Below are 19,434 nucleotides of genomic sequence, written 5' to 3' on the forward strand. Positions count from 1 at the left end.
CTCGCACGCAGAAGGGGAATCGGCATGGGCGCGAGCAAGCACGGTATGCTGGCCAACCTGGGCATGGCCCGCAAACTCGGCCTGGGCTTCGCCCTGGTGTTGCTGCTGACCCTGGCGGTGGCGGCCATCGGCATTGCCGCGTTGCACAGTGTTGGCCAGCGCTTCGACAGCCTGCGCCAGCTGGCCCAGTTCAATACCGACCTGCTGCGCTTGCGACAGCACGAGCAGGCCTTTGCCCTGCGTTCCGACATGCAGCAGGCCGAGGCCTTGCGCAGTGGCCTGCAGGGCCTGAGCGAACGCGCCCGTGGCCTGCCGGCGCTGGCGGCGACGGAAGCCGACCTGACGGCCTATGGCCAGGCCTTCGAAGCCTTTGTCGAGGCGGTGCAGGCCAAGGAGCTGGCGCTGGACATGGCCAGCTGGTCGGTGTCCAGCGTGGCCAACAACCTCGATGTGCTGCAGGCCGGCCTGGCCGATGATGGCGTGTATACCCTCAAGCAGTCCCAGGGCCAGCAGGGCGGCGAATTCCTCGAACAGGCCGCGCAAGTGGCGCAGGTGTCGCGGCTGATGCTGCAGGCCATGGACGAAGCGCGGGTACGCCTGGAAAAGAGCCGCAAGGGCGAGGAGGGCGTCAGCCAGGAGCGCATCGCCCAGACCGTCGAGGCGGCCAGCCTGGTCGGCCAGCTGCAAAGCGCGGTCGGCGATGCCGGCTACCAGAGCGTGCTGGGTGAAGTGGCGGGGCACATTGCCAGCTTCTCGGAAAAACTCAACGAATACACCGACCAGCTGGCGCGCGAGCAGGGGCTGAAGGCGCAGTTGCAGGCCAGTGCCGAGCAGGTCACCGGGCGCGTCGATCAGGCTTACCTCGGGCAGCAGCAGGCGCTGCAGGGCGAACTGCAACGCAATGCCGTGGCCATCGGCCTGGCCACCGCCCTGGCGCTGCTGGTGGGCGTGCTGGCGGGTTGGCTGATCACCCGCGCCGTGGTCGGGCCGCTCAAGCATGTGATTGCCCGCGCCCAGCGCATTGCCGCTGGCGAACTTGGCTTCGATGCCCAGGCGCCGCGCCGCGACGAAGTCGGCCAGCTGATGCAGGCCATGCAGCAGATGGCGGCGGGCCTGTCGGGCATCGTCAGTGGCCTGCAGCAGGGCATCGAGCAACTGGCCGGCAGTGCCCAGGCGCTGTCGGCGGTGACCGAGCAGACCAACCGCGAGGTCGGCAGCCAGAAGGAAGAGACCGAGCAGGTAGCCACGGCCATGCAGCAGATGACCGCCACCGTGCACGATGTGGCGCGCAACGCCGAAGAGGCGGCGCAGGCGGCCCAGGCTGCGGATGACAAAGTGGACTCCGGGCAGCAGGTGGTGCGCCAGAGCATGCAGCGTATCGAACAGTTGGCGGCCGCGGCGGAAACCGCCAGCGCTGGTATCGATAGCCTCAGTGCCGAAATTCACACCATTGGCGATGTGCTGGAAGTGATCAAGAGCGTGGCCGAGCAGACCAACCTGCTAGCGCTGAATGCCGCGATAGAGGCCGCCCGGGCCGGTGAACAGGGCCGTGGCTTCGCCGTGGTGGCCGACGAGGTGCGGGCGCTGGCGCGGCGTACCCGGCAATCTACCGAGCAGATCGAGACCCTGGTCGCCAGCCTGCGCGGCAATGCCCAGCAGTCGGTGGCGCAGATTCGTGGCAGCACCGAGCTGGTGCGCCTGGCGGTGGCCGATGCGCTGCAGACCGAAAGCGCGCTGGGCAGCATTGCCGCGGCGGTGTCATTGATCCAGCAGATGAACCAGCAGATTGCCGCGGCGGCCGAGCAGCAGAGCTCGGTGGCGGAAGAGATCAGCCGCAGTGTCACGCAGATACGCGGCAGCGCCGATCAGGCGGCACTGGCGATGCAGGACAATGCTCGCTCGAGTGTCGAACTGGCGCAGCTGGGGGTTGATCTGAAGGGGATGGTGGGGCATTTCAGGTTGTGATTCAGGCCAGGGCCTGGTGCTGCCTGTACCGGCCTCTTCGCGGGTGAACCCGCTCCCACAGGAATACCACAGGACTGAATGTTATGTGATCCCTGTGGGAGCGGGTTCACCCGCGAAGAGGCCAGCACAGGCAACAACTACCTTCACACCTTGCGCGGGTTGAGGATCATCAAGGTCACCACCCCCGCCACGATCCCCCAGAACGCCGAGCCGATCGAGAACAACGTCAGCCCCGAAGCCGTGACCATGAAGGTGATCAACGCCGCCTCACGCTCACGCGCTTCGCTCATGGCCACGGTCAGCCCGTTCATGATCGAGCCGAACAACGCCAGCGCGGCAATCGACAGCACAAGTTCTTTCGGCAGCGCCGCGAACAACGCCGCCAGGGTCGCGCCGAACACCCCGGCAATGCCGTAGAAAACCCCGCACCACACCGCAGCGGTATAGCGCTTGGCCGGGTCTTCATGGGCATGCGGCCCGGTGCAGATCGCTGCGCTGATCGCCGCCAGGTTGACCCCGTGCGAGCCAAACGGCGCCAGCAGCAGCGAGGCGAAGCCGGTCGCCGAAATCAGTGGCGAGGCGGGTACCTGGTAGCCGTCCGCGCGCAGCACGGCCACCCCCGGCATGTTCTGCGAGGTCATCGCCACCACGAACAGCGGCAGGCCGATGCTGATGGTCGCCGCCAGCGAGAAGCTTGGCGTGGTCCACACCGGCGTCGCCGCTTCCAGGCGGAAGCCGCTGAAATCCAGCAGGCCAAGGGCGCCGGACAACAGCGTGCCGACCAGCAACGCGGCCAGCACGCAGTAACGCGGCGACAGGCGCTTGACCAGCAGGTAGCTGAAGAACATGCCCACTACCAGCAAGGTGCGGTGCTGCGCTGCGACGAAGATTTCGCTGCCGATCTTGAACAGGATGCCAGCCAGCAGCGCCGAAGCCAGTGACGCCGGGATGCGCTTGACCAGCCGTTCGAAGCTGCCGGTCAGGCCGCAGATCAGCACCAGCACGGCGCAGGTGATGTAGGCGCCGATCGCCTCGCCGTAGCTGACGCCGCCCAGGCTGGTGATCAGCAACGCAGCGCCGGGGGTGGACCAGGCCACGGTGATGGGCGTGCGATAACGCAGCGACAGGCCAATGCTGCACACCGCCATGCCGATCGACAACGCCCAGATCCAGGAGGAAATCTGCGCGCTGGTCAGGCCCGCCGCCTGGCCGGCCTGGAACATCAGCACCAGCGAGCTGGTATAGCCGGTGAGCATGGCGATGAAACCGGCGACCACCGCCGATGGCGAGCTGTCTGCCAGGGGCCGCAGGCGTGCGGATGTGGCGTCTGTCATGAACAAATCCTTGTAAAGGTGTAAGCAGTTTTTTCAGACTACAGCGCGCAAGATCGATCCTTGCCATACAGCGGCCATTGCTTTTAGCCGTACAGTCGCCAACTATTGGGCGCAAATGCAGAACTGCTTGGGAGTGGAAGGGCGATGTACAAGGTCTATGGCGACTACCAGTCGGGTAACTGCTACAAGGTCAAACTGATGTTGAGCCTGCTTGGCCGGCCTTATGAATGGCTGCCGGTGGACATTCTCAAGGGTGAGACCGAAACGCCCGAGTTTCTGGCGAAGAACCCCAACGGCAAGGTACCGGTGCTGGAGCTGGAGGACGGCAGCTACCTGTGGGAATCCAATGCCATTCTCAACTTCCTGGCCGACGGCAGCGAGTTCCTGCCCACCGAGCCGCGCCTGCGTACCCAGGTGTTGCAGTGGCAGTTCTTCGAGCAGTACAGCCATGAGCCGTACATTGCCGTGGCGCGCTTCATCCAGTTCTATCTGGGGCTGCCCGATGAGCGTGTCGAGGAATACCGCAAGCTGCACAAGGGCGGCTACAAGGCGCTGAGAGTGATGGAGCGGCAGTTGCAGATGACCCCGTACCTGGTCGGCGAGCACTATTCGATTGCCGATGTGGCGTTGTATGCCTACACCCATGTGGCGCAGCAGGGCGGGTTCGACCTGGCCGATTACCCGGCGGTACGGGCCTGGCTGGAGCGGGTCAGCAGCCACCCGCGGCATGTGCCGATGGTGGGGTGATCTTTAGCCTGTGCCGGTCTCTTCGCGGGCATGCCCGCTCCCACAGGTATTCCACAATTTCAGCCTTGTGGTGATCCTGTGGGAGCGGGCGAGCCCGCGAAGAGGCCAGCACAGGCCGCCTACAACCCCTCAGGCCGAAGCAAACCGCTCATCCAGGTAGGCAATGATCGCCTTGGATTCATACATCCAGGTCACCTTGCCCGCTTCTTCAATGCGCAGGCACGGCACTTTCACCCGGCCGCCACCTTCCTGCAGGGCCTGGCGGTGCACCGGGTCGTTCTTGGCATCGCGCAGCGCCACCGGTACGTTCAGGCGGTGCAGGGTGCGGCGGGTCTTGACGCAGAACGGGCAGGCATGGAACTGGTACAGCGCCAGGCCCTTGGCCGCTTGCTCGACGCGGGCCTGGGCGGCGGCGTCGCGCTTGCGCTTGGCCGGGCGGCTGATCCAGTCGCCGAACACGATGAGCTGGCCGAGGCCAACCCGCAGGGCTTTGACGAACATGGGCAACTCCTGAAATGCAAAAGCCGACCCGGCGGGGTCGGCTTGGGTCAGCAGCCAGTCACTTGATCAGGCTGAGGAACTCGCTGCGGGTGGCGGCGTTCTCGCGGAACTCACCGAGCATCACCGAAGTGATCATGCTCGAGTTCTGCTTTTCGACGCCGCGCATCATCATGCACATGTGCTTGGCCTCGATCACCACGGCCACGCCGGCGGCACCGGTGACCTGCTGCACGGCCTCGGCGATCTGGCGGCTGAGGTTTTCCTGAATCTGCAGGCGGCGGGCGTACATGTCGACGATGCGCGCCACCTTCGACAGGCCCAGTACCTTGCCCTTGGGCAGGTAGGCCACGTGCGCCTTGCCGATGAACGGCAGCATGTGGTGTTCGCACATCGAATACAGCTCGATGTCCCGGACCAGCACCATTTCGCTGTTGTCAGAGCTGAACAGCGCGTTGTTGGTGACTTCTTCCAGTGTTTGCTCATAACCGCGGCAAAGGTACTTCATCGCCTTTGCAGCCCGCTTGGGCGTGTCGAGCAGGCCCTCACGGGAGACGTCCTCGCCAATCTGGCTGAGGATCTCGGTGTAGTTCTGTTCCAGGGACATGGATCTACCTGTGGGAAAAAATCGCAAAAACGAAGGTTACGGCGGTGCGGGCGGCGCTGCAAGCGCGGCGTTACTCGTCGCGGCCTTCGAGCATGGTTCGCTTGAGCATCACATACACTGCGCCGGTGCCACCGTGGCGGGCGCTGCATGAAGCAAAACCGAGCACCTGCGGGTGCTGGCGCAGCCAGGTGTTGACGTGGCTCTTGATCATCGGGCGCTTGCCGTCCAGGCGCGCGGCCTTGCCGTGGGTCACCCGCACGCAGCGCACTTCCAGGCGGGTGGCTTCGGCGATGAAGTCCCACAGGGTTTCGCGGGCCTTTTCCACGGTCATGCCGTGCAGGTCGAGGCTGCCCTCGAACGCGATCTGCCCCAGCTTCAGCTTGCGCAACTGGCCTTCCTGCACGCCATCGCGGCGCCACAGCAGCTCGTCTTCGGCGCCTACATCGATGACGAACTGGTCGGACATGCCGTCGATCACCAGCGCCTTGTCACTGCGCACGGTCGCCGCCTGGCGCAGGCCGGCCAGCTGCTGGCGGTCGGCCTTGGGCTTGCCGACTTCGGCGCGGTCGTGGCGGATCGGCTTGACGCCGCGCACTTCGGCCTTGAACAGGGAAAAATCGTCGTCTTGCATGATGCCTCCACGTGGGCGGCGTAGTTTACGCGACTGCGCGGCCTTGTGCAGCCTGTGCCGGCCTCTTCGCGGGCACGCCCGCTCCCACAGGGAAATCAGCCGACACAACACCATCAATCATGCTTCTTCATCAGGTGCGGCGACAGGTTCAGCTCGCGCCCGCGGCGCAGGCGAATGCGGCTGCGTCGCCAGAAGCGCACGCCCAGCCACAGCAGCAGCAAGCCGGCCAGGCTCAATACGCTGGACAACGGCTTGTTGGCATTGAGTTCCGCCAGGGCAGGGTAGTTGCCCAGCAGGCCGGCGACACCGGCCATGGCCAGCAGCACGCCCAACGTTGCCAGCAGGGCCGACAGGCCGGCCGCCAGGCGCGCACCCCAGTTACGCGGCTCGCGCGGGCGCAGGCGCTTGGCGTCGAAACTGCCTTTGAGCTTCATTCCGCTCTCCTCGGTGGATATCCGGAATTCGACCGGGCGCCGCCCATCGGGTTCCGCCCGGCTGCCGGGCGGTCAGATCAGGCTGGCGGTGGGCGCCACGCAGGCGAAATTGTCGGCCATCACGGCCATCTCACACTGGTGAATCTGCGCGGCCGGGATCACCCCATCCTTGAATGCCAGGTCGCGCGTTGCCGAAGCGTCTTCCACCAGCGTGCAGCGGTAACCATAGTCCTTGGCGCGGCGGACGGTGGTGCTGACGCTGGAATGGCTCATGAAACCGCAGACGATCAGGTCCAGGTGGCCCAGCTCCTGGAGGGTTTCGTGCAGCTTGGTGTTCTTGAATGCGTTGGGCATGCGCTTTTCGATGACGATTTCGCCTTCCAGCGGCTCCAGCCCGGGAATGAACTGGCCAGCCGGCCCCTGGGGGTCGAAGCGGCCACCGACAGTGCCCAGGTGACGAACATGGATGATCGGACGGCCGCTCTTGCGCGCAGCGTCGAGCAACCTGGCGATGTTGGCCACGGCCTCGTCCATGCCCGACAGCGCCAGGGGCCCGCTGAGGTACTCCTTTTGCGCATCGATGATGATCAGGCTGGCGTGGCTCAGCTTGGCCGGCGGGTAGTCGCGGCCAGTGAGGCGGAACATCGTGGTTGGAACGGACATCAAGGGCTCCTTGGATAGGGCTTTTGTATACCTATTGTCCCCTGCCTTGGCGCCAATGGGAATGGTTGACAACGCAAGTGGCATGATTACTGGCTTGTGGCTGCCATTGGGCCAGGCAAAGGAACAAATGTGCGGGTGGGGCTGTTAGACTTTTGTCCGGTCTGAATTAGGAGTACCCCGTGATCACATCCCGTCTGCGCACGCTGCGCGACTACATCCGCTGGGCGGTCAGCCGCTTCCACGAGCACGACCTGTTCTTCGGCCACGGTGCCGACAACGCCTGGGACGAGGCGCGCCTGCTGGTGCTGGGTGCGGTGCACCTGCCATGGGAGGTGGCCGACAGCTACCTGGACTGCATGCTCGAAGATGACGAACGGGTGCGCCTGCAGCACCTGCTCAAGCGCCGTATCGAAGAACGCGTGCCGGCGGCCTACCTGCTTGGCGAAGCCTGGTTCTGCGGCATGTCGTTCATCGTCGACCCGCGTGTGCTGGTGCCGCGTTCACCGATTGGCGAGCTGATCGAAAAGCGCTTCGAGCCGTGGCTGGCGAGCGAGCCGGCGCGCATTCTCGACCTGTGCACCGGCTCCGGCTGCATCGGCATCGTTGCCGCCGACGTGTTCCCCGAGGCCGAGGTGGTGCTGGCCGACCTGTCGTTCGAGGCCCTCGAAGTGGCCAACCAGAACATCGAACGCCACGGCCTGGATGGCCGCGTGTACACCGTGCAGGGCGACGGCTTCGGCGGTTTGCCGGGGCAGCGTTTCGATCTGATCCTGTCCAACCCGCCGTATGTCGATGCCGAAGACTTCGACGACATGCCGGCCGAGTACCACCACGAGCCGGAGCTGGGCCTGGCTTGCGGCAACGATGGTCTGGACCTGGTGCGGCGCATGCTGGCCGAGGCCGCCGACCACCTGACCGACAAGGGCTTGCTGATTGTCGAGGTGGGTAACAGCCAGGTGCATGTCGAGGCGCTGTACCCGGAGGTGGATTTTGCCTGGCTGGAGTTCGAGCGCGGCGGCCATGGCGTGTTCATGCTGACGGCCGAGCAGTGCCGCCAGCATCAGGAACTGTTCAAGGGCCGGGTCTGATTCCAGGGCCTCTTCGCGGGCACGCCCACTCCCACAGGGATATCACTGGACTTGAGGACAGTGGGGTAGCTGTGGGAGCGGGCGCGCCCGCGAAGCAGGCGACGCAGTCTCAGCGCGTGGCAATCCAGATCAGCAGCCCCGCCTGGAACACCGCAAACGCCACCAGGCAGGTGATGGTAAAGCGCAACCCGCTGTCTTCACGCTGGTACTTGGCCACCCGCTCGTCGCGCTCGCGCAGTTGCCCTTCCTTCTCCTGCAACTGCTGGTCAGCCTGCTGCAACAGGCTGGCGGCATCGAGGATCTCCACCCGCTGCACGCGCTCGCTGTTCCACGCGCCCTTGAGCTGGCCCACCGTCATTTCCACGGTGCGGCCTTTCAGGTGCTGGTTGTCTTCGTACTCCACCTCGATACCCACCCCGCGCAGGCAGTGATCGCGGCGCAGGCGTGAGTCTTCGTTGAGCGCATCCTTGCTCGGCAGCTTCCTGCCTTCGACCCGGTAGTGCGACCACTTGCGCTGCAGCCACTGCGCGGCCTGGGCCAGCAGGAAGCGGCCCAGGCCTCGGTTCAGCGGCTCCAGTTGCAGGCCATGCTCATTGCCGATGCGCACCAGGCGCTCGGTGTGGTCGACGCGAATGTCCAGGCGGTTCTGTTCCTTGTGCACCTTCTGCCCGGGCAGCTGGATTTCCATGCGCAACAGGCTGTGGTCCTTGTCGTGGCGTTCGGCATAGCCAAACTGCACGAAGCGCAGCGGCCGTGCGCCAGTGTTGCGGTCGGTGGGCAGAGGGGCCAGGCGCAGCAACTGGAAATGTTCGACGGCCAGCTCGGCCCAGGGCAGGGCGACGCTTTCCTCGGGCTCTTCGGCCGGTTCTACGGCGGCGGGGGCAGTTGTCATCAGGTTGGTCCTTGGATACGGGCATGCGGTATGGGGGGCGCAAGCGGCCCCGAATTTCCGCCAATACCGAAATTATCGGCCGTCCCGGGCAAGACCTGAGGGTCAGGCAGAAGGCAAATGCTGGATGAACGTGACAATCCGCTCGCCCAGCTCGCGCGCCAGCGGCAGTTCGGGGTTGAGGTAGCTGTCGCGCTGCGCGCTCATCGCCTTGGGGCTGATGCGCAGCATGTGGTTCATGCCATCGATCAGCACCAGCTGCGCATCCGGCTTGGCCGCCTTCAACCGCTCGGCGTCGGCCACATCCACCTGCACATCGTTGCGCCCCTGCACGATCAGGGCAGGCATCGGCAGGCGGGCGAAGGCTGCCGCCGGGTTCTGCCGGAACAGCGAAATCAGGTAGGGCTGCACGCTGGGGCGGAACACCTGGCGCAGTGGCGCGGGCACCGCCAGGCTGGTTTGCCCGGCCTGCAAGCGGTCGAGCAGGGCGCTGCCCCCGGCCAGTTGCGCAGGCGACAGGCGCTGGGCCAGTTGTTCGCGCAGCACCTCGGCGATCGGCCGGCCGCTGCCGGCCAGGGTGATCACCGCACTGGCGCCAGCCTGTTCAGCGGCGAGGCTGGCGATCAGGGCGCCTTCGCTATGGCCGATCAGGATCAGCGGGCCAAAGCGCGGGTCGGCCTTGAGCTTGTGGCTCCAGGCAACCACATCGGCCACGTAGCGCTCCACGCTGAGGTCGCGTTCGTCGGGGGCCGCCGGCTGGCTGGCGGCCACACCGCGCTTGTCGTAGCGCACGCTGGCGATGTGCTCGTTGGCCAGCAGCAGGGCCAGGCGCTTGAGGTTGTCGACCCGGCCGGATGCCGGGTTGTTGCCGTCGCGGTCGGTGGGGCCGGAGCCGGCGATGATCAGCACCACCGGTGGCGGGGTGGCCTGTTGCGGCAGCAGCAGGCTGCCGTGCAGCACCCCCTGGCCGGTGTCGAGGTCGATCGGGCGTTGCAGCACGCTGGGGGCGGCGGCCTGGGCCAGGCCGGTGCACAGCAGGAGGAACAGGGCGACGATGCGCGACATCATGCGGTACTACATGGGGAGATGTCGGTTTGACCCAGTGTTCGCGGGAAGGTTCGAAGAGGCCCGCACAGGCGGACGATCCATCTGTATACTGCCGCTTTCGTTCACTTCAGGCAGATCTCGCGGAGCGTCCATGTCCGGCAATACCTACGGCAAGCTGTTCACTGTCACCACCGCTGGCGAGAGCCATGGCCCGGCGTTGGTCGCCATTGTCGATGGATGCCCACCCGGCCTGGAAATTTCCCTCGCCGACCTGCAGCATGACCTCGACCGGCGCAAGCCCGGCACCAGCCGGCACACCACCCAGCGTCAGGAAGCCGACGAGGTGGAGATCCTTTCCGGGGTGTTTGAAGGCCGTACCACCGGGTGCTCGATCGGCCTGCTGATCCGCAACACCGACCAGAAGTCCAAGGACTATTCGGCGATCAAGGACCTATTCCGCCCGGCCCACGCCGATTACACCTACCACCACAAGTACGGCATCCGCGACTACCGCGGCGGTGGCCGCAGCTCGGCCCGCGAAACCGCCATGCGCGTGGCCGCCGGGGCCATCGCCAAGAAGTACCTGGCCTCCCAGGGCATCACCGTGCGCGGCTACATGAGCCAGCTTGGCCCGATCGAAATCCCCTTCAAGGGCTGGGAGTCGGTCGAGCAGAACGCCTTCTTCAGCCCCGACCCGAGCAAGGTGCCGGAGCTGGAGGCGTACATGGACCAGCTGCGCCGTGACCAGGATTCGGTAGGGGCGAAAATCACCGTGGTCGCCGAAGGCGTGATGCCGGGCCTGGGCGAGCCGATCTTCGACCGCCTCGACGCGGAACTGGCCCACGCGCTGATGAGCATCAACGCGGTCAAGGGGGTGGAAATCGGCGCCGGCTTCGCCAGCGTCGCCCAGCGTGGCACCGAGCACCGTGACGAGCTGACTCCGCAAGGTTTCCTCAGCAACAACGCGGGTGGCATCCTCGGCGGTATTTCCTCGGGCCAGCCGATCGTTGCCCACCTGGCACTGAAACCGACCTCCAGCATCACCACCCCGGGCCGCTCGATCGACGTCGACGGCAACCCGGTGGACGTCATCACCAAAGGCCGCCACGACCCCTGCGTGGGCATTCGCGCCACACCGATCGCCGAGGCGATGATGGCCATCGTGCTGATGGACCACCTGCTGCGCCACCGCGCGCAGAATGCCGAGGTCAAGGTGAATACCCCGGTGCTGGGCCAGCTCTGATCTGCCTGCACCAGCCCTTTCGCGGGTAAACCCGCTCCCACAGGTATAGCGCTGCCCTCAGGCTTGGCGCAGTCCCTGTGGGAGCGGGTTCACCCGCGAAGGGGCCGGCCCAGGTTCTCACAAGGCCATCCCATGCCCCCGATCCCCTACTGGCGCCTGTCCAGCTTCTACCTGTTCTACTTCGCCCTGCTCGGTTCCACCGCGCCGTTCCTGGCGCTGTATTTCGACCACCTGGGCTTTTCCCCGGCGCGCATCGGCGAGCTGGTGGCCATCCCCATGCTGATGCGCTGCGTCGCCCCCAACCTGTGGGGCTGGCTGGGCGACCGCAGCGGCCAGCGCCTGTTGATCGTGCGCCTGGGCGCGCTGTCGACCCTGGCCACCTTCGCCCTGATCTTCGTTGAGCAAAGCTACGCCTGGCTGGCGCTGGTCATGGCCCTGCACGCGTTCTTCTGGCATGCCGTGCTGCCGCAGTTCGAGGTCATCACCCTGGCCCACCTGCACGGGCAGACCGCACGCTACAGCCAGGTGCGCCTGTGGGGCTCGATCGGCTTCATCCTCACCGTGGTCGGCCTGGGCCGGCTGTTCGAGTGGCTGAGCCTGGATATCTACCCGGTGGCGCTGGTCACGATCATGGCCGGCATCGTCGCTGCCAGCCTGTGGGTGCCCAATGCCCAGCCGCTGGAGCAGGGCGAGCGCAGCAGTGCCGGCGGCTTCGTGCAGCAGCTGCGGGCCCCCGGGGTAGTGGCGTTCTATATCTGCGTGGCGCTGATGCAGCTCAGCCATGGGCCGTATTACACGTTTCTCACCCTGCACCTGGAGCACCTGGGCTACAGCCGCGGCGCCATCGGCTTGCTGTGGGCGCTGGGGGTGGTCGCTGAAGTACTGGTGTTCATGGCCATGAGCCGCATTTTCGCGCGCTTTTCCGTACAGCGGGTGCTGCTGGCCAGCTTCGTGTTGGCTGCCCTGCGCTGGCTGTTGCTGGGTAACCTGGCTGGCGAACCGGCTGTGCTGGTGTTCGCCCAGGTGTTGCACGCCGCCACCTTCGGCTGCTTCCATGCGGCCAGCATCGCGTTCGTCCAGGCCAGCTTCGGCGCCCGTCAGCAGGGCCAGGGGCAAGCGCTGTATGCGGCGCTGTCGGGCACCGGCGGTGCGTTGGGGGCGTTGTATTCGGGCTACAGCTGGAAGCTGCTGGGGCCTGCCTTCACCTTTGGTATGGCCAGTGCCGCAGCCTTGGCCGCAGCCGTTATCATTGCCCTTTGTTCGCAATCGACCAGGACCCGCCCCTGATGAGCATTCTCAGCGTTTTCCACGCCTCCAGCCCGCAACAGCCGAACAAGGTGCTGACCCACCACGACGACATCGCCGCTACCCTGGCCGAGCACGGTGTGCGCCTTGCCCATGCCGAGCATGGCCTGCGCGTGCGCCCGGGCACCGCCGCCGACGAGGTACTGGGCGCCTGTCAGGGTTATCTGGATCAACTGATGACCGCGCATGGCAGCGCGGCCTTCGTGGTGCTCAACCGTGACGGTGAGGACCCGGCGCAGGTGGATGTGCGCGACGAGCATGTGCATGACGCCGAAGAGCTGTTCGCCGTGATCAGCGGGCGGGCGCAGGTTGGCCTGCGTTTGGGCGATGAGGTGTATTCGGTGCTGTGCGAGAGGGGTGACCAGCTGCTGGTGCCGGCGGGCACCCGGCGCTGGGTGGAGCTGGGCGATGTGCCGTTTTGCCTGGCGTTGCGCCTGTACGGCAGTGAACAAGGGGCACAGCCACGCTTTACCGGGGATGTGACAGCGCGGGCGTTTCTGGGTATCGACGAACTCTGATGGCTTTGCCGGACTCTTCGCGGGCTTGCCCGCTCCTACAATTTCTGTGGGAGCGGGCAAGCCCGCGAAGAGGCCGGATCAGCCAAGACAAAACTCAGCGATAGGTCGGCAAGGCAAACCGTTGCTGGCTTTGCAGCATCGAAATCACTGGCAGTTCACTGGCCTGCTCGGCCAAATCCCGGCGAATCGCACTGATCGCCCAAGACAGCTGCTCGGCGCTGTGCAGTTGTGCATAGGTCAGTACCCGGCGGGTGACCGTGCCATCCGCAGCGCGCAGGGTCAGCAGCACACCGCCGTCGGGTCGGGCCTGGGTATTCACCTGGTAGGCCGGAAATACCGAAACGAACTTTTCCTGGATGAGGTCCATATCAACTCCTGGCAGGTTGGTGGCAATCGTGAAGAAATAGATTGCAGCCACCGTGCCAAGACGTCGATTTTGTAAAAATCCTTTAAATTCAACAAGTTGGATGGTCTGTCAAATAATCGGACCGTGCAGGCTGCATGGTCGTGCATTTTGCACAGTGCATTTTGCACGGTCCGCTTGCTGCCTATCGGCTCGATAGAAACGGAACCTTTGACCGGCAACCAGGGCCTGACAAACACTTGGGCAATCATTTAGGCCAGGAGGTTCCCGATGTCCACCCAAACCGCGCCCGCCAGCATGACCGAAGACGAAACCGTCGCGTTCGCCGAGCAGGTGTTCGAACGCGCCCGCCAGGGCGATGCCGACATGCTCGGGCGCCTGCTTGCCAGTGGCCTGCCGGCCAACCTGCGCAACCACAAGGGCGATACCCTGCTGATGCTGGCCAGCTACCACGGGCACCACGAGGCCGTGCGCGTGCTGCTGGCGCATGGCGCCGACCCGCTGCTGGCCAACGATAACGGCCAGTTGCCCATCGCTGGTGCCGCGTTCAAGGGCGACCTGGCGATGATTCGCCTGTTGCTGGAAAGCGGCGTGCCGGTGGACGCCGCCGCGCAGGACGGGCGCACCGCACTGATGCTGGCGGCCATGTTCAACCGCAGTGAAATCCTCGAGTATCTGCTGGCCCAGGGCGCCGACCCGGCCCATCAGGACGCCCGTGGCAGCACCGCGCTGATGGCGGCGCAAACCATGGGGGCGGTGGACGCCGCGGCACGCCTGCAAGCGCTGGCCGGCTAACCGTCAGGGGCCATTTGCGGCTATCCTTGGCGACTTTTCACCCGTTGCAGGCCCCTGTTCATGAAAACTCAGTTGCTCGAATTCATCAGCCTCATTGGCGCTGGCTGCATGCGCGAGGAAGACATCGAGCGCATCGCCGCCGAGGCCGCCCAGGCCTACGCCGACCCGGCCGCCTTCCTGGCGGCCAACCCCGACATCAACTACGACGACAGCTTCCCCATCCCGCTGGGCGAATGGGTGGTGCTGGGCAGCCTGCCGGACACCGTGGTGTTCCAGGCCGACAGCTACCAGGCGCTGTTCCAGCAAATCAGCGACTCGTTCGACCAGAGCGTGCCGTTCACCCTCAAGCCCAAGCAACTGGCCCGCACCGAGCCACTGACCGCGCTCAATCGCATTCAGGTGCAGCTGGGCGCGTTGAACAAAGAAGCGGGGGGCTATGTGCTGCTGAATTTCAGCCAGTTGCTGGATGACGAGCTGCAGATGGTGATGGTGGGGCACAAGGACCTGGCGCGGGTGCTGGAGCTGGGCGCCGAGGTCGGCATCAAGGTCGAGCCGGCCCTGGAAGCGCTGAAGGTCGCCGTCCACATCTGATTTCATCTTTTGCTTATTCGCGGGCATGCCCGCTCCCACAGGATAATCACTGGGCCTGAGGGCGGTGGAATACCTGTGGGAGCGGGCAAGCCCGCGAAGAGGCCGGCACAGGCAACCCAAAGCCTCAGCCCAGCGCCGTATCCAGAAACATCATCACCGCAAACCCACCCATCAACCCCAGCGTCGCCGCCGTCTGGTGGCCATTGCGGTGGGTTTCGGGGATCACCTCGTGGCTCACCACGAAGATCATCGCCCCCGCAGCCAGCCCCATGCTCACCGGGTAGGCCAAGGCAAAGCCGGTGGAGATCCCCAGGCCGATCACCGCCCCCAGTGGCTCCATCAGCCCCGAGCCGATCGCCACCAGCGCGGCTTTCAGGCTCGACAAACCGGTGGCGCGCAAGGCCAGCGCCACGGCCAGCCCCTCGGGGATGTCCTGGATGGCGATGGCGCTGGTCAGCGGCAGGCCGATGTTCATGTCGCCATTGGCAAAGCTCACGCCGATGGCCATGCCTTCCGGCAGGTTGTGCAAGGTAATCGCCAGCACGAACAGCCACACCCGGCTGATGCGCTCGGCCTCGGGGCCGCACGGGCCGGTGCTCTCGTGTTCATGCGGGGTGAAGCGGTCCAGGCCGAGCATCAGCAACACCCCCAGGCCCATGCCCAGCACCACGGTAAAGGCCGCCGCCGGGCCGTTGCCGGTAATCTCCCGGGCCGCATCCAGGCCCGGCAAGATCAATGAAAACGAACTGGCCGCCAGCATCATGCCGGCGGCAAAGCCCAGCATCACATCCTGCGTGCGCGCCTTCACATCACGCAGCACCACCGCCAGCACCGCCCCCAGCGCGGTGGCGCCAAACCCTGACAGCCCGCCCAGTGCGGCCAGGTGCAGGTTTTCCGCGTGGTCGCCGTTCACCGCGTTCCACAGGCTCGCCCCCAGCAGTGCCAACACCGCCAGCAGGCTCAGGGCCAGGCCGGCGCCGATCCACGGGTTGGCCTGCATCTGTTGGCGCCAGACGCTGACGGGCGAGGGCAGGGCGATGCTGTGGGTGTGTGCGGGTGGCATGGCAACCTCGAAATCGTTGGATGGAGCAGTTTAAGCAGTGACCCGCGCAAACGGCCAAGGATTCCCTTCTATCGATGTGATAGCCGGCTATGCTGTGCAGCAAAGCCTCTGGACAGGAGTTTAGGCATGGGTTCGACGTTCAATAGCCTGGTCGGGCTGATTATCCTGGCGCTGGATATCTGGGCCATCGTCAATGTGATCAAGAGCAGCAGCGAGGTGGGCATCAAGGTGTTGTGGATTCTGCTGATCGCCTTGTTGCCGGTAGTAGGCCTGGTGATCTGGGCGATTGCCGGGCCGCGGGGGAATGTGCGCCTGTGAATGCCGGGGGCGGGCGCTTCGCGGGCGCGCTCGCGAAGCGCCCGTACAGACAAAAGCCGCAACACCCCCGTGACAAAATTTTCACATTGGTTTAAACAGAATCCGCACCCGCACAATGCTGCGTTGGTATATACCTGCGCCATCTCCGCAAACCCGCAATCCTAGGACCTTCCCATTCATGGCTAACCCGGATGCCTTGAAGCAACGGAGCGCGCGAGCGTCGTTCTCGCCGACCCTGAAATCCCACCTGGCCTACACGCTGCTCAGCGGCCTGGTGATCATGTTGATGCTCAGCCTCGTGCGCCTCGCGCTGCTGGTCTACAACAGCGACATGATCGGCGAAACCCCCTATGCGACCGTCGCTGAAGGTTTCCTCAACGGCCTGCGCTTCGACCTGCGGGTCGTGGTGTACCTCAGCATTCCGCTGCTGCTGGCCATCCTCAGCCCCTGGGCCATGGCCCGGCGTGGGGTGTTCCGGTTCTGGCTGACCATCACCTCGAGCGTGGTGATGTTCCTCGGCCTGATGGAGCTGGACTTCTACCGCGAGTTCCACCAGCGCCTCAACGGCCTGGTGTTCCAGTACATCAAGGAAGACCCGAAAACCGTGCTGAGCATGCTCTGGTACGGCTTCCCGGTGGTGCGCTACCTGCTGGCCTGGCTGTTCGGTACCTGGCTGCTGAGCCTGCTGTTCAAGGGCATCGACCGCCTTACCCGTGACGATGGCGCCGGCCAGGTCACCCTGCAGCGCCGCGTGGCGCCCTGGTACAACCGCCTGGCGGTGTTCATGGTGATTCTGCTGGTGGCCGTGGTCGCTGCCCGTGGCACCCTGCGTCAGGGCCCGCCGATGCGCTGGGGTGACGCCTTCACCACCGACTCCAACTTCGTCAACCAGCTGGGCCTGAACGGCACCCTGACCCTGATCGATGCCGCCAAGAGCCGCTTCGGCGAGGACCGCGCCAATATCTGGAAGCCGGTGCTGGAGCAGGATGTGGCCACGCAAAGCGTGCGTGAGCAACTGCTGACCGCCCACGACACCCTGGTCGATGCCGACGAGGCTGCCATCCGCCGGGACTTCGTGCCGCCGGCCGAGCGCACCCTGCCGATCAAGAACGTGGTGGTGATCCTGATGGAGAGCTTCGCCGGCCATTCGGTCGGTGCGCTTGGCAGCCCCAACAACATCACCCCGTACTTCGACAAACTGGCCAAAGAAGGCCTGCTGTTCGACCGCTTCTTCTCCAACGGCACGCATACCCACCAGGGCATGTTCGCCACCATGGCCTGCTTCCCCAACCTGCCAGGTTTCGAATACCTGATGCAGACCCCGGAAGGCGGCCACAAGCTGTCCGGCCTGCCGGCCTTGCTCAGCGCCCGGGATTACGACGACGTCTACGTCTACAACGGCGACTTTGCCTGGGACAACCAGTCCGGGTTCTTCGGCAACCAGGGCATGACCACCTTCATCGGCCGTAACGACTTCGTCAACCCGGTGTTCTCCGACCCGACCTGGGGCGTGTCCGACCAGGACATGTTCGACCGCGGCAACGAGGAACTGGCCAAACACGATGGCAACAAGCCGATCTACGCGCTGCTGCAGACCTTGTCCAACCACACCCCATACGCGCTGCCCAAAGACCTGCCGGTCGAGAAGGTCACCGGCCAGGGTCGCCTGGACGAGCACCTGACCGCCATGCGCTATTCGGACTGGGCGCTGGGCCAGTTCTTCGAGAAGGCGCGCAAGGAGCCGTACTTCAAGGACACCCTGTTCGTCATCGTTGGCGACCATGGCTTCGGCAACCACCAGCAGGTCACCGAACTGGACCTGGGCCGCTTCAACGTGCCGCTGCTGCTGATTGCCCCGGGCATCCAGGAGAAGTTCGGTGCGGTCAACCATACCGTCGGCACCCAGGTCGACATCGTGCCGACCATCATGGGCCGCCTGGGTGGCCAGGCCCGTCACCAGTGCTGGGGCCGCGACCTGCTCAACCTGCCTGAGGGCGACCAGGGCGTGGGCATGATCAAGCCATCGGGCAGCGAGCAGATCGTCGGCCTGGTGCAGGGCGACCGTATCCTGATCGAGTCCAAGGACATGACCCCGCGCATGTACCGCTACCAGCTGGGCAGCGAGTTCAAGGCCGAACTGATCGAAAGCCCGGACCAGCCGCAGATGCTGAAAAAGCTCGAAGCGTTCATCCAGACGGCGACCAAGAGCCTGCTGGACAACACTGCCGGCGTGGTGCACGGCACGCCGAAGTAATCCGCCGCCGCGTTGGCGAGCACGCCCGCCTCCCGCTTGTAGTTGTGGGAGCGGGCGTGCCCGCGAACGGGCCTGACACAAATCCACCAGACTGAACATTCCTCCCACCCCAAGGTCAGTAATTCAGGTATCACACACCTGGTTTTCCTTGATTGAGAGGGCTCGTTCAATGAAAGAGTGGGAAGTCATCTTTGCCGATCAGAAAGGCGAACCATCCTCGCTGGTACTGCGTGCCGAGCATCGCCCCAGTGAAGAAGACGCCGCGCGGGCCATTCGTTCGCACCTGTTCCCGGTGATGGACGAGCTGGACCTCAACGACTTCCAGGACCGCACCATTTCCCCCACCGCACGCTGGCTCAAGGAGCAGAGCGGCGTGACCATCACCAGTATCCAGGAAGCGCCCTGAACCACACGTTTGCGTGGTGCCCTGGCAGGCACTACGCTGGTGAAAGGTGCCTGTTTTTCCGCAGGTTGGCACCGCATCCCTTCGCGTCTTGCATCAGCTCGAACTGCCCGGCCGCTGCCGGCAGGTGCGTAGTGCACGGAAAGTCTATCCATCGCATTATTCAGGAGGACGTTTCATGAGCAGCCAGAACGACGATATCAGCAGCAACGTCCTGCGTCAGATGAAGGCAGGCGGTTTCGACTTCACCCAGATCCACCCTATCGAGTTCTATGCCGTGTTCCCCGACGAAGCAGGGGCGCGCCGTGCGGCCAGGCAGTTTCGCGGTGAGTCGCTGAATGCCCAGGTGAAGGAGCTGGGCGACGGGGCCTGGCATCTGGAGCTGAGCAAGGTCATGTACGCCACCCATGGCGGGATTGGCGACTTCGAAGAGGCCTTCGAGCAGCTGGTGACACCGTATGGGGGCGAGGTGGAAGGGGGGGGGGTCAAGCAGGAGCGGGTCTTGGCCTGACAGATTCGTGTTGCCTTCTTCGCGGGGGTTGCCCCGCCCCCCCCCCCGGGGGGGGGGGGGGGGGGGGGGGGCGGCCCCCCCCCCCCCCCCCCCCCCTCTCCCCCTTTTTTTCTTTTTTCGTTTGGGGGGGGGGGGGCCCCCCCCGCCCCACCCGGCCGGCACAGCC

22 protein-coding genes are annotated in these 19,434 nt (G+C 65.1%); 12 read left to right on the forward strand and 10 right to left on the reverse strand.

What is annotated here, in order from left to right; translation table 11 throughout:
- Window positions 1–24: 24 nt before the first annotated feature.
- A complete protein-coding gene (locus C6A77_RS03605; RefSeq protein WP_114168048.1) occupies window positions 25–1,965 on the forward strand; it encodes a methyl-accepting chemotaxis protein in 1,941 nt (646 codons plus the stop codon).
- Between the two features lie 143 nt (window positions 1,966–2,108).
- On the opposite strand, the gene C6A77_RS03610 is transcribed toward C6A77_RS03605, so the two are convergent.
- Window positions 2,109–3,299, reverse strand: a complete 1,191-nt coding sequence (locus C6A77_RS03610; RefSeq protein ID WP_114168049.1) for a benzoate/H(+) symporter BenE family transporter — start codon at window positions 3,297–3,299, stop codon at window positions 2,109–2,111.
- Between the two features lie 144 nt (window positions 3,300–3,443).
- Here C6A77_RS03610 and C6A77_RS03615 point away from each other — a divergent pair, with 144 nt between their 5' ends.
- Window positions 3,444–4,046: a glutathione S-transferase family protein gene (locus C6A77_RS03615; RefSeq protein WP_114168050.1), complete on the forward strand. Its 603-nt coding sequence runs from the start codon at window positions 3,444–3,446 to the stop codon at window positions 4,044–4,046.
- 129 nt (window positions 4,047–4,175) lie between these two features.
- Here the strand turns inward: C6A77_RS03615 and C6A77_RS03625 are convergent, their stop codons facing one another.
- From C6A77_RS03625 to C6A77_RS03645, 5 genes are all read right to left on the reverse strand, one after another.
- The gene (locus C6A77_RS03625; RefSeq protein WP_114168051.1) at window positions 4,176–4,547 is read right to left on the reverse strand and encodes a glutaredoxin; all 372 of its coding nucleotides are present in this window, start codon (window positions 4,545–4,547) and stop codon (window positions 4,176–4,178) included.
- 58 nt (window positions 4,548–4,605) lie between these two features.
- On the reverse strand, window positions 4,606–5,151 hold the full coding sequence (gene folE, locus C6A77_RS03630) for a GTP cyclohydrolase I FolE (protein WP_114168052.1): 546 nt from the start codon (window positions 5,149–5,151) through the stop codon (window positions 4,606–4,608).
- Window positions 5,152–5,221: 70 nt separating this feature from the next.
- The gene (locus C6A77_RS03635) at window positions 5,222–5,782 is read right to left on the reverse strand and encodes a Smr/MutS family protein (protein ID WP_114168053.1); all 561 of its coding nucleotides are present in this window, start codon (window positions 5,780–5,782) and stop codon (window positions 5,222–5,224) included.
- A 113-nt stretch (window positions 5,783–5,895) separates the two neighbouring features.
- A complete protein-coding gene (locus tag C6A77_RS03640; RefSeq protein WP_114168054.1) occupies window positions 5,896–6,216 on the reverse strand; it encodes a hypothetical protein in 321 nt (106 codons plus the stop codon).
- Window positions 6,217–6,288: 72 nt separating this feature from the next.
- Complete coding sequence (locus tag C6A77_RS03645) at window positions 6,289–6,879, reverse strand: cysteine hydrolase family protein (protein ID WP_063911663.1); 591 nt, start codon at window positions 6,877–6,879, stop codon at window positions 6,289–6,291.
- Window positions 6,880–7,058: 179 nt separating this feature from the next.
- On the opposite strand from C6A77_RS03645, the gene prmB reads away from it, so the two are divergent.
- Entirely contained in the window at window positions 7,059–7,967 is a 909-nt protein-coding gene (gene prmB / locus C6A77_RS03650; RefSeq protein ID WP_114168055.1) for a 50S ribosomal protein L3 N(5)-glutamine methyltransferase, read from the forward strand.
- Window positions 7,968–8,076: 109 nt separating this feature from the next.
- Here prmB and C6A77_RS03655 read toward each other — a convergent pair whose 3' ends face one another.
- Both C6A77_RS03655 and C6A77_RS03660 read right to left on the reverse strand, forming a co-directional pair.
- Window positions 8,077–8,859 carry a hypothetical protein gene (locus tag C6A77_RS03655; protein WP_114168056.1) on the reverse strand — a complete coding sequence of 261 codons (783 nt, stop codon included), beginning with the start codon at window positions 8,857–8,859 and terminating at the stop codon, window positions 8,077–8,079.
- A gap of 102 nt (window positions 8,860–8,961) precedes the next feature.
- A complete protein-coding gene (locus C6A77_RS03660; RefSeq protein WP_114168057.1) occupies window positions 8,962–9,924 on the reverse strand; it encodes an alpha/beta fold hydrolase in 963 nt (320 codons plus the stop codon).
- Between the two features lie 130 nt (window positions 9,925–10,054).
- On the opposite strand from C6A77_RS03660, the gene aroC reads away from it, so the two are divergent.
- The 3 genes from aroC to C6A77_RS03680 all read left to right on the forward strand — a co-directional run bounded on the left by aroC (window position 10,055) and on the right by C6A77_RS03680 (window position 12,969).
- A complete protein-coding gene (aroC, locus tag C6A77_RS03665) occupies window positions 10,055–11,146 on the forward strand; it encodes a chorismate synthase (RefSeq protein ID WP_114168058.1) in 1,092 nt (363 codons plus the stop codon).
- 132 nt (window positions 11,147–11,278) lie between these two features.
- The gene (locus tag C6A77_RS03675) at window positions 11,279–12,433 is read left to right on the forward strand and encodes an MFS transporter (RefSeq protein WP_114168059.1); all 1,155 of its coding nucleotides are present in this window, start codon (window positions 11,279–11,281) and stop codon (window positions 12,431–12,433) included.
- Entirely contained in the window at window positions 12,433–12,969 is a 537-nt protein-coding gene (locus C6A77_RS03680) for an oxidase (RefSeq protein ID WP_114168060.1), read from the forward strand. Before C6A77_RS03675 ends, C6A77_RS03680 begins: the two co-directional genes overlap by 1 nt.
- A 94-nt stretch (window positions 12,970–13,063) precedes the next feature.
- On the opposite strand, the gene C6A77_RS03685 is transcribed toward C6A77_RS03680, so the two are convergent.
- Window positions 13,064–13,336 (reverse strand): DUF3509 domain-containing protein, encoded by a 273-nt coding sequence (locus C6A77_RS03685; RefSeq protein WP_114168061.1) that lies wholly within the window; start codon window positions 13,334–13,336, stop codon window positions 13,064–13,066.
- Window positions 13,337–13,603: 267 nt separating this feature from the next.
- On the opposite strand from C6A77_RS03685, the gene C6A77_RS03690 reads away from it, so the two are divergent.
- Window positions 13,604–14,128, forward strand: a complete 525-nt coding sequence (locus C6A77_RS03690) for an ankyrin repeat domain-containing protein (protein ID WP_114168062.1) — start codon at window positions 13,604–13,606, stop codon at window positions 14,126–14,128.
- A 60-nt stretch (window positions 14,129–14,188) separates the two neighbouring features.
- The gene (locus tag C6A77_RS03695; protein WP_114168063.1) at window positions 14,189–14,719 is read left to right on the forward strand and encodes a hypothetical protein; all 531 of its coding nucleotides are present in this window, start codon (window positions 14,189–14,191) and stop codon (window positions 14,717–14,719) included.
- Window positions 14,720–14,843: 124 nt separating this feature from the next.
- On the opposite strand, the gene C6A77_RS03705 is transcribed toward C6A77_RS03695, so the two are convergent.
- Complete coding sequence (locus C6A77_RS03705; protein WP_161959644.1) at window positions 14,844–15,782, reverse strand: ZIP family metal transporter; 939 nt, start codon at window positions 15,780–15,782, stop codon at window positions 14,844–14,846.
- A gap of 126 nt (window positions 15,783–15,908) precedes the next feature.
- Between C6A77_RS03705 and C6A77_RS03710 the strand changes: the two genes are divergently transcribed.
- The 4 genes from C6A77_RS03710 (at window position 15,909) to C6A77_RS03725 (ending at window position 19,268) form a co-directional block, all read left to right on the forward strand.
- Window positions 15,909–16,100: a PLD nuclease N-terminal domain-containing protein gene (locus C6A77_RS03710; protein ID WP_114168064.1), complete on the forward strand. Its 192-nt coding sequence runs from the start codon at window positions 15,909–15,911 to the stop codon at window positions 16,098–16,100.
- A gap of 178 nt (window positions 16,101–16,278) precedes the next feature.
- Complete coding sequence (locus C6A77_RS03715; RefSeq protein WP_114168065.1) at window positions 16,279–18,354, forward strand: LTA synthase family protein; 2,076 nt, start codon at window positions 16,279–16,281, stop codon at window positions 18,352–18,354.
- Window positions 18,355–18,523: 169 nt separating this feature from the next.
- Entirely contained in the window at window positions 18,524–18,760 is a 237-nt protein-coding gene (locus tag C6A77_RS03720; RefSeq protein ID WP_114168066.1) for a hypothetical protein, read from the forward strand.
- A gap of 175 nt (window positions 18,761–18,935) precedes the next feature.
- Entirely contained in the window at window positions 18,936–19,268 is a 333-nt protein-coding gene (locus C6A77_RS03725; RefSeq protein ID WP_114168067.1) for a ribonuclease E inhibitor RraB, read from the forward strand.
- The last annotated feature ends 166 nt before the right edge of the window (window positions 19,269–19,434 follow it).

It is taken from the genome of Pseudomonas sp. AFG_SD02_1510_Pfu_092, assembly GCF_003331055.1.
GTDB lineage: Bacteria > Pseudomonadota > Gammaproteobacteria > Pseudomonadales > Pseudomonadaceae > Aquipseudomonas.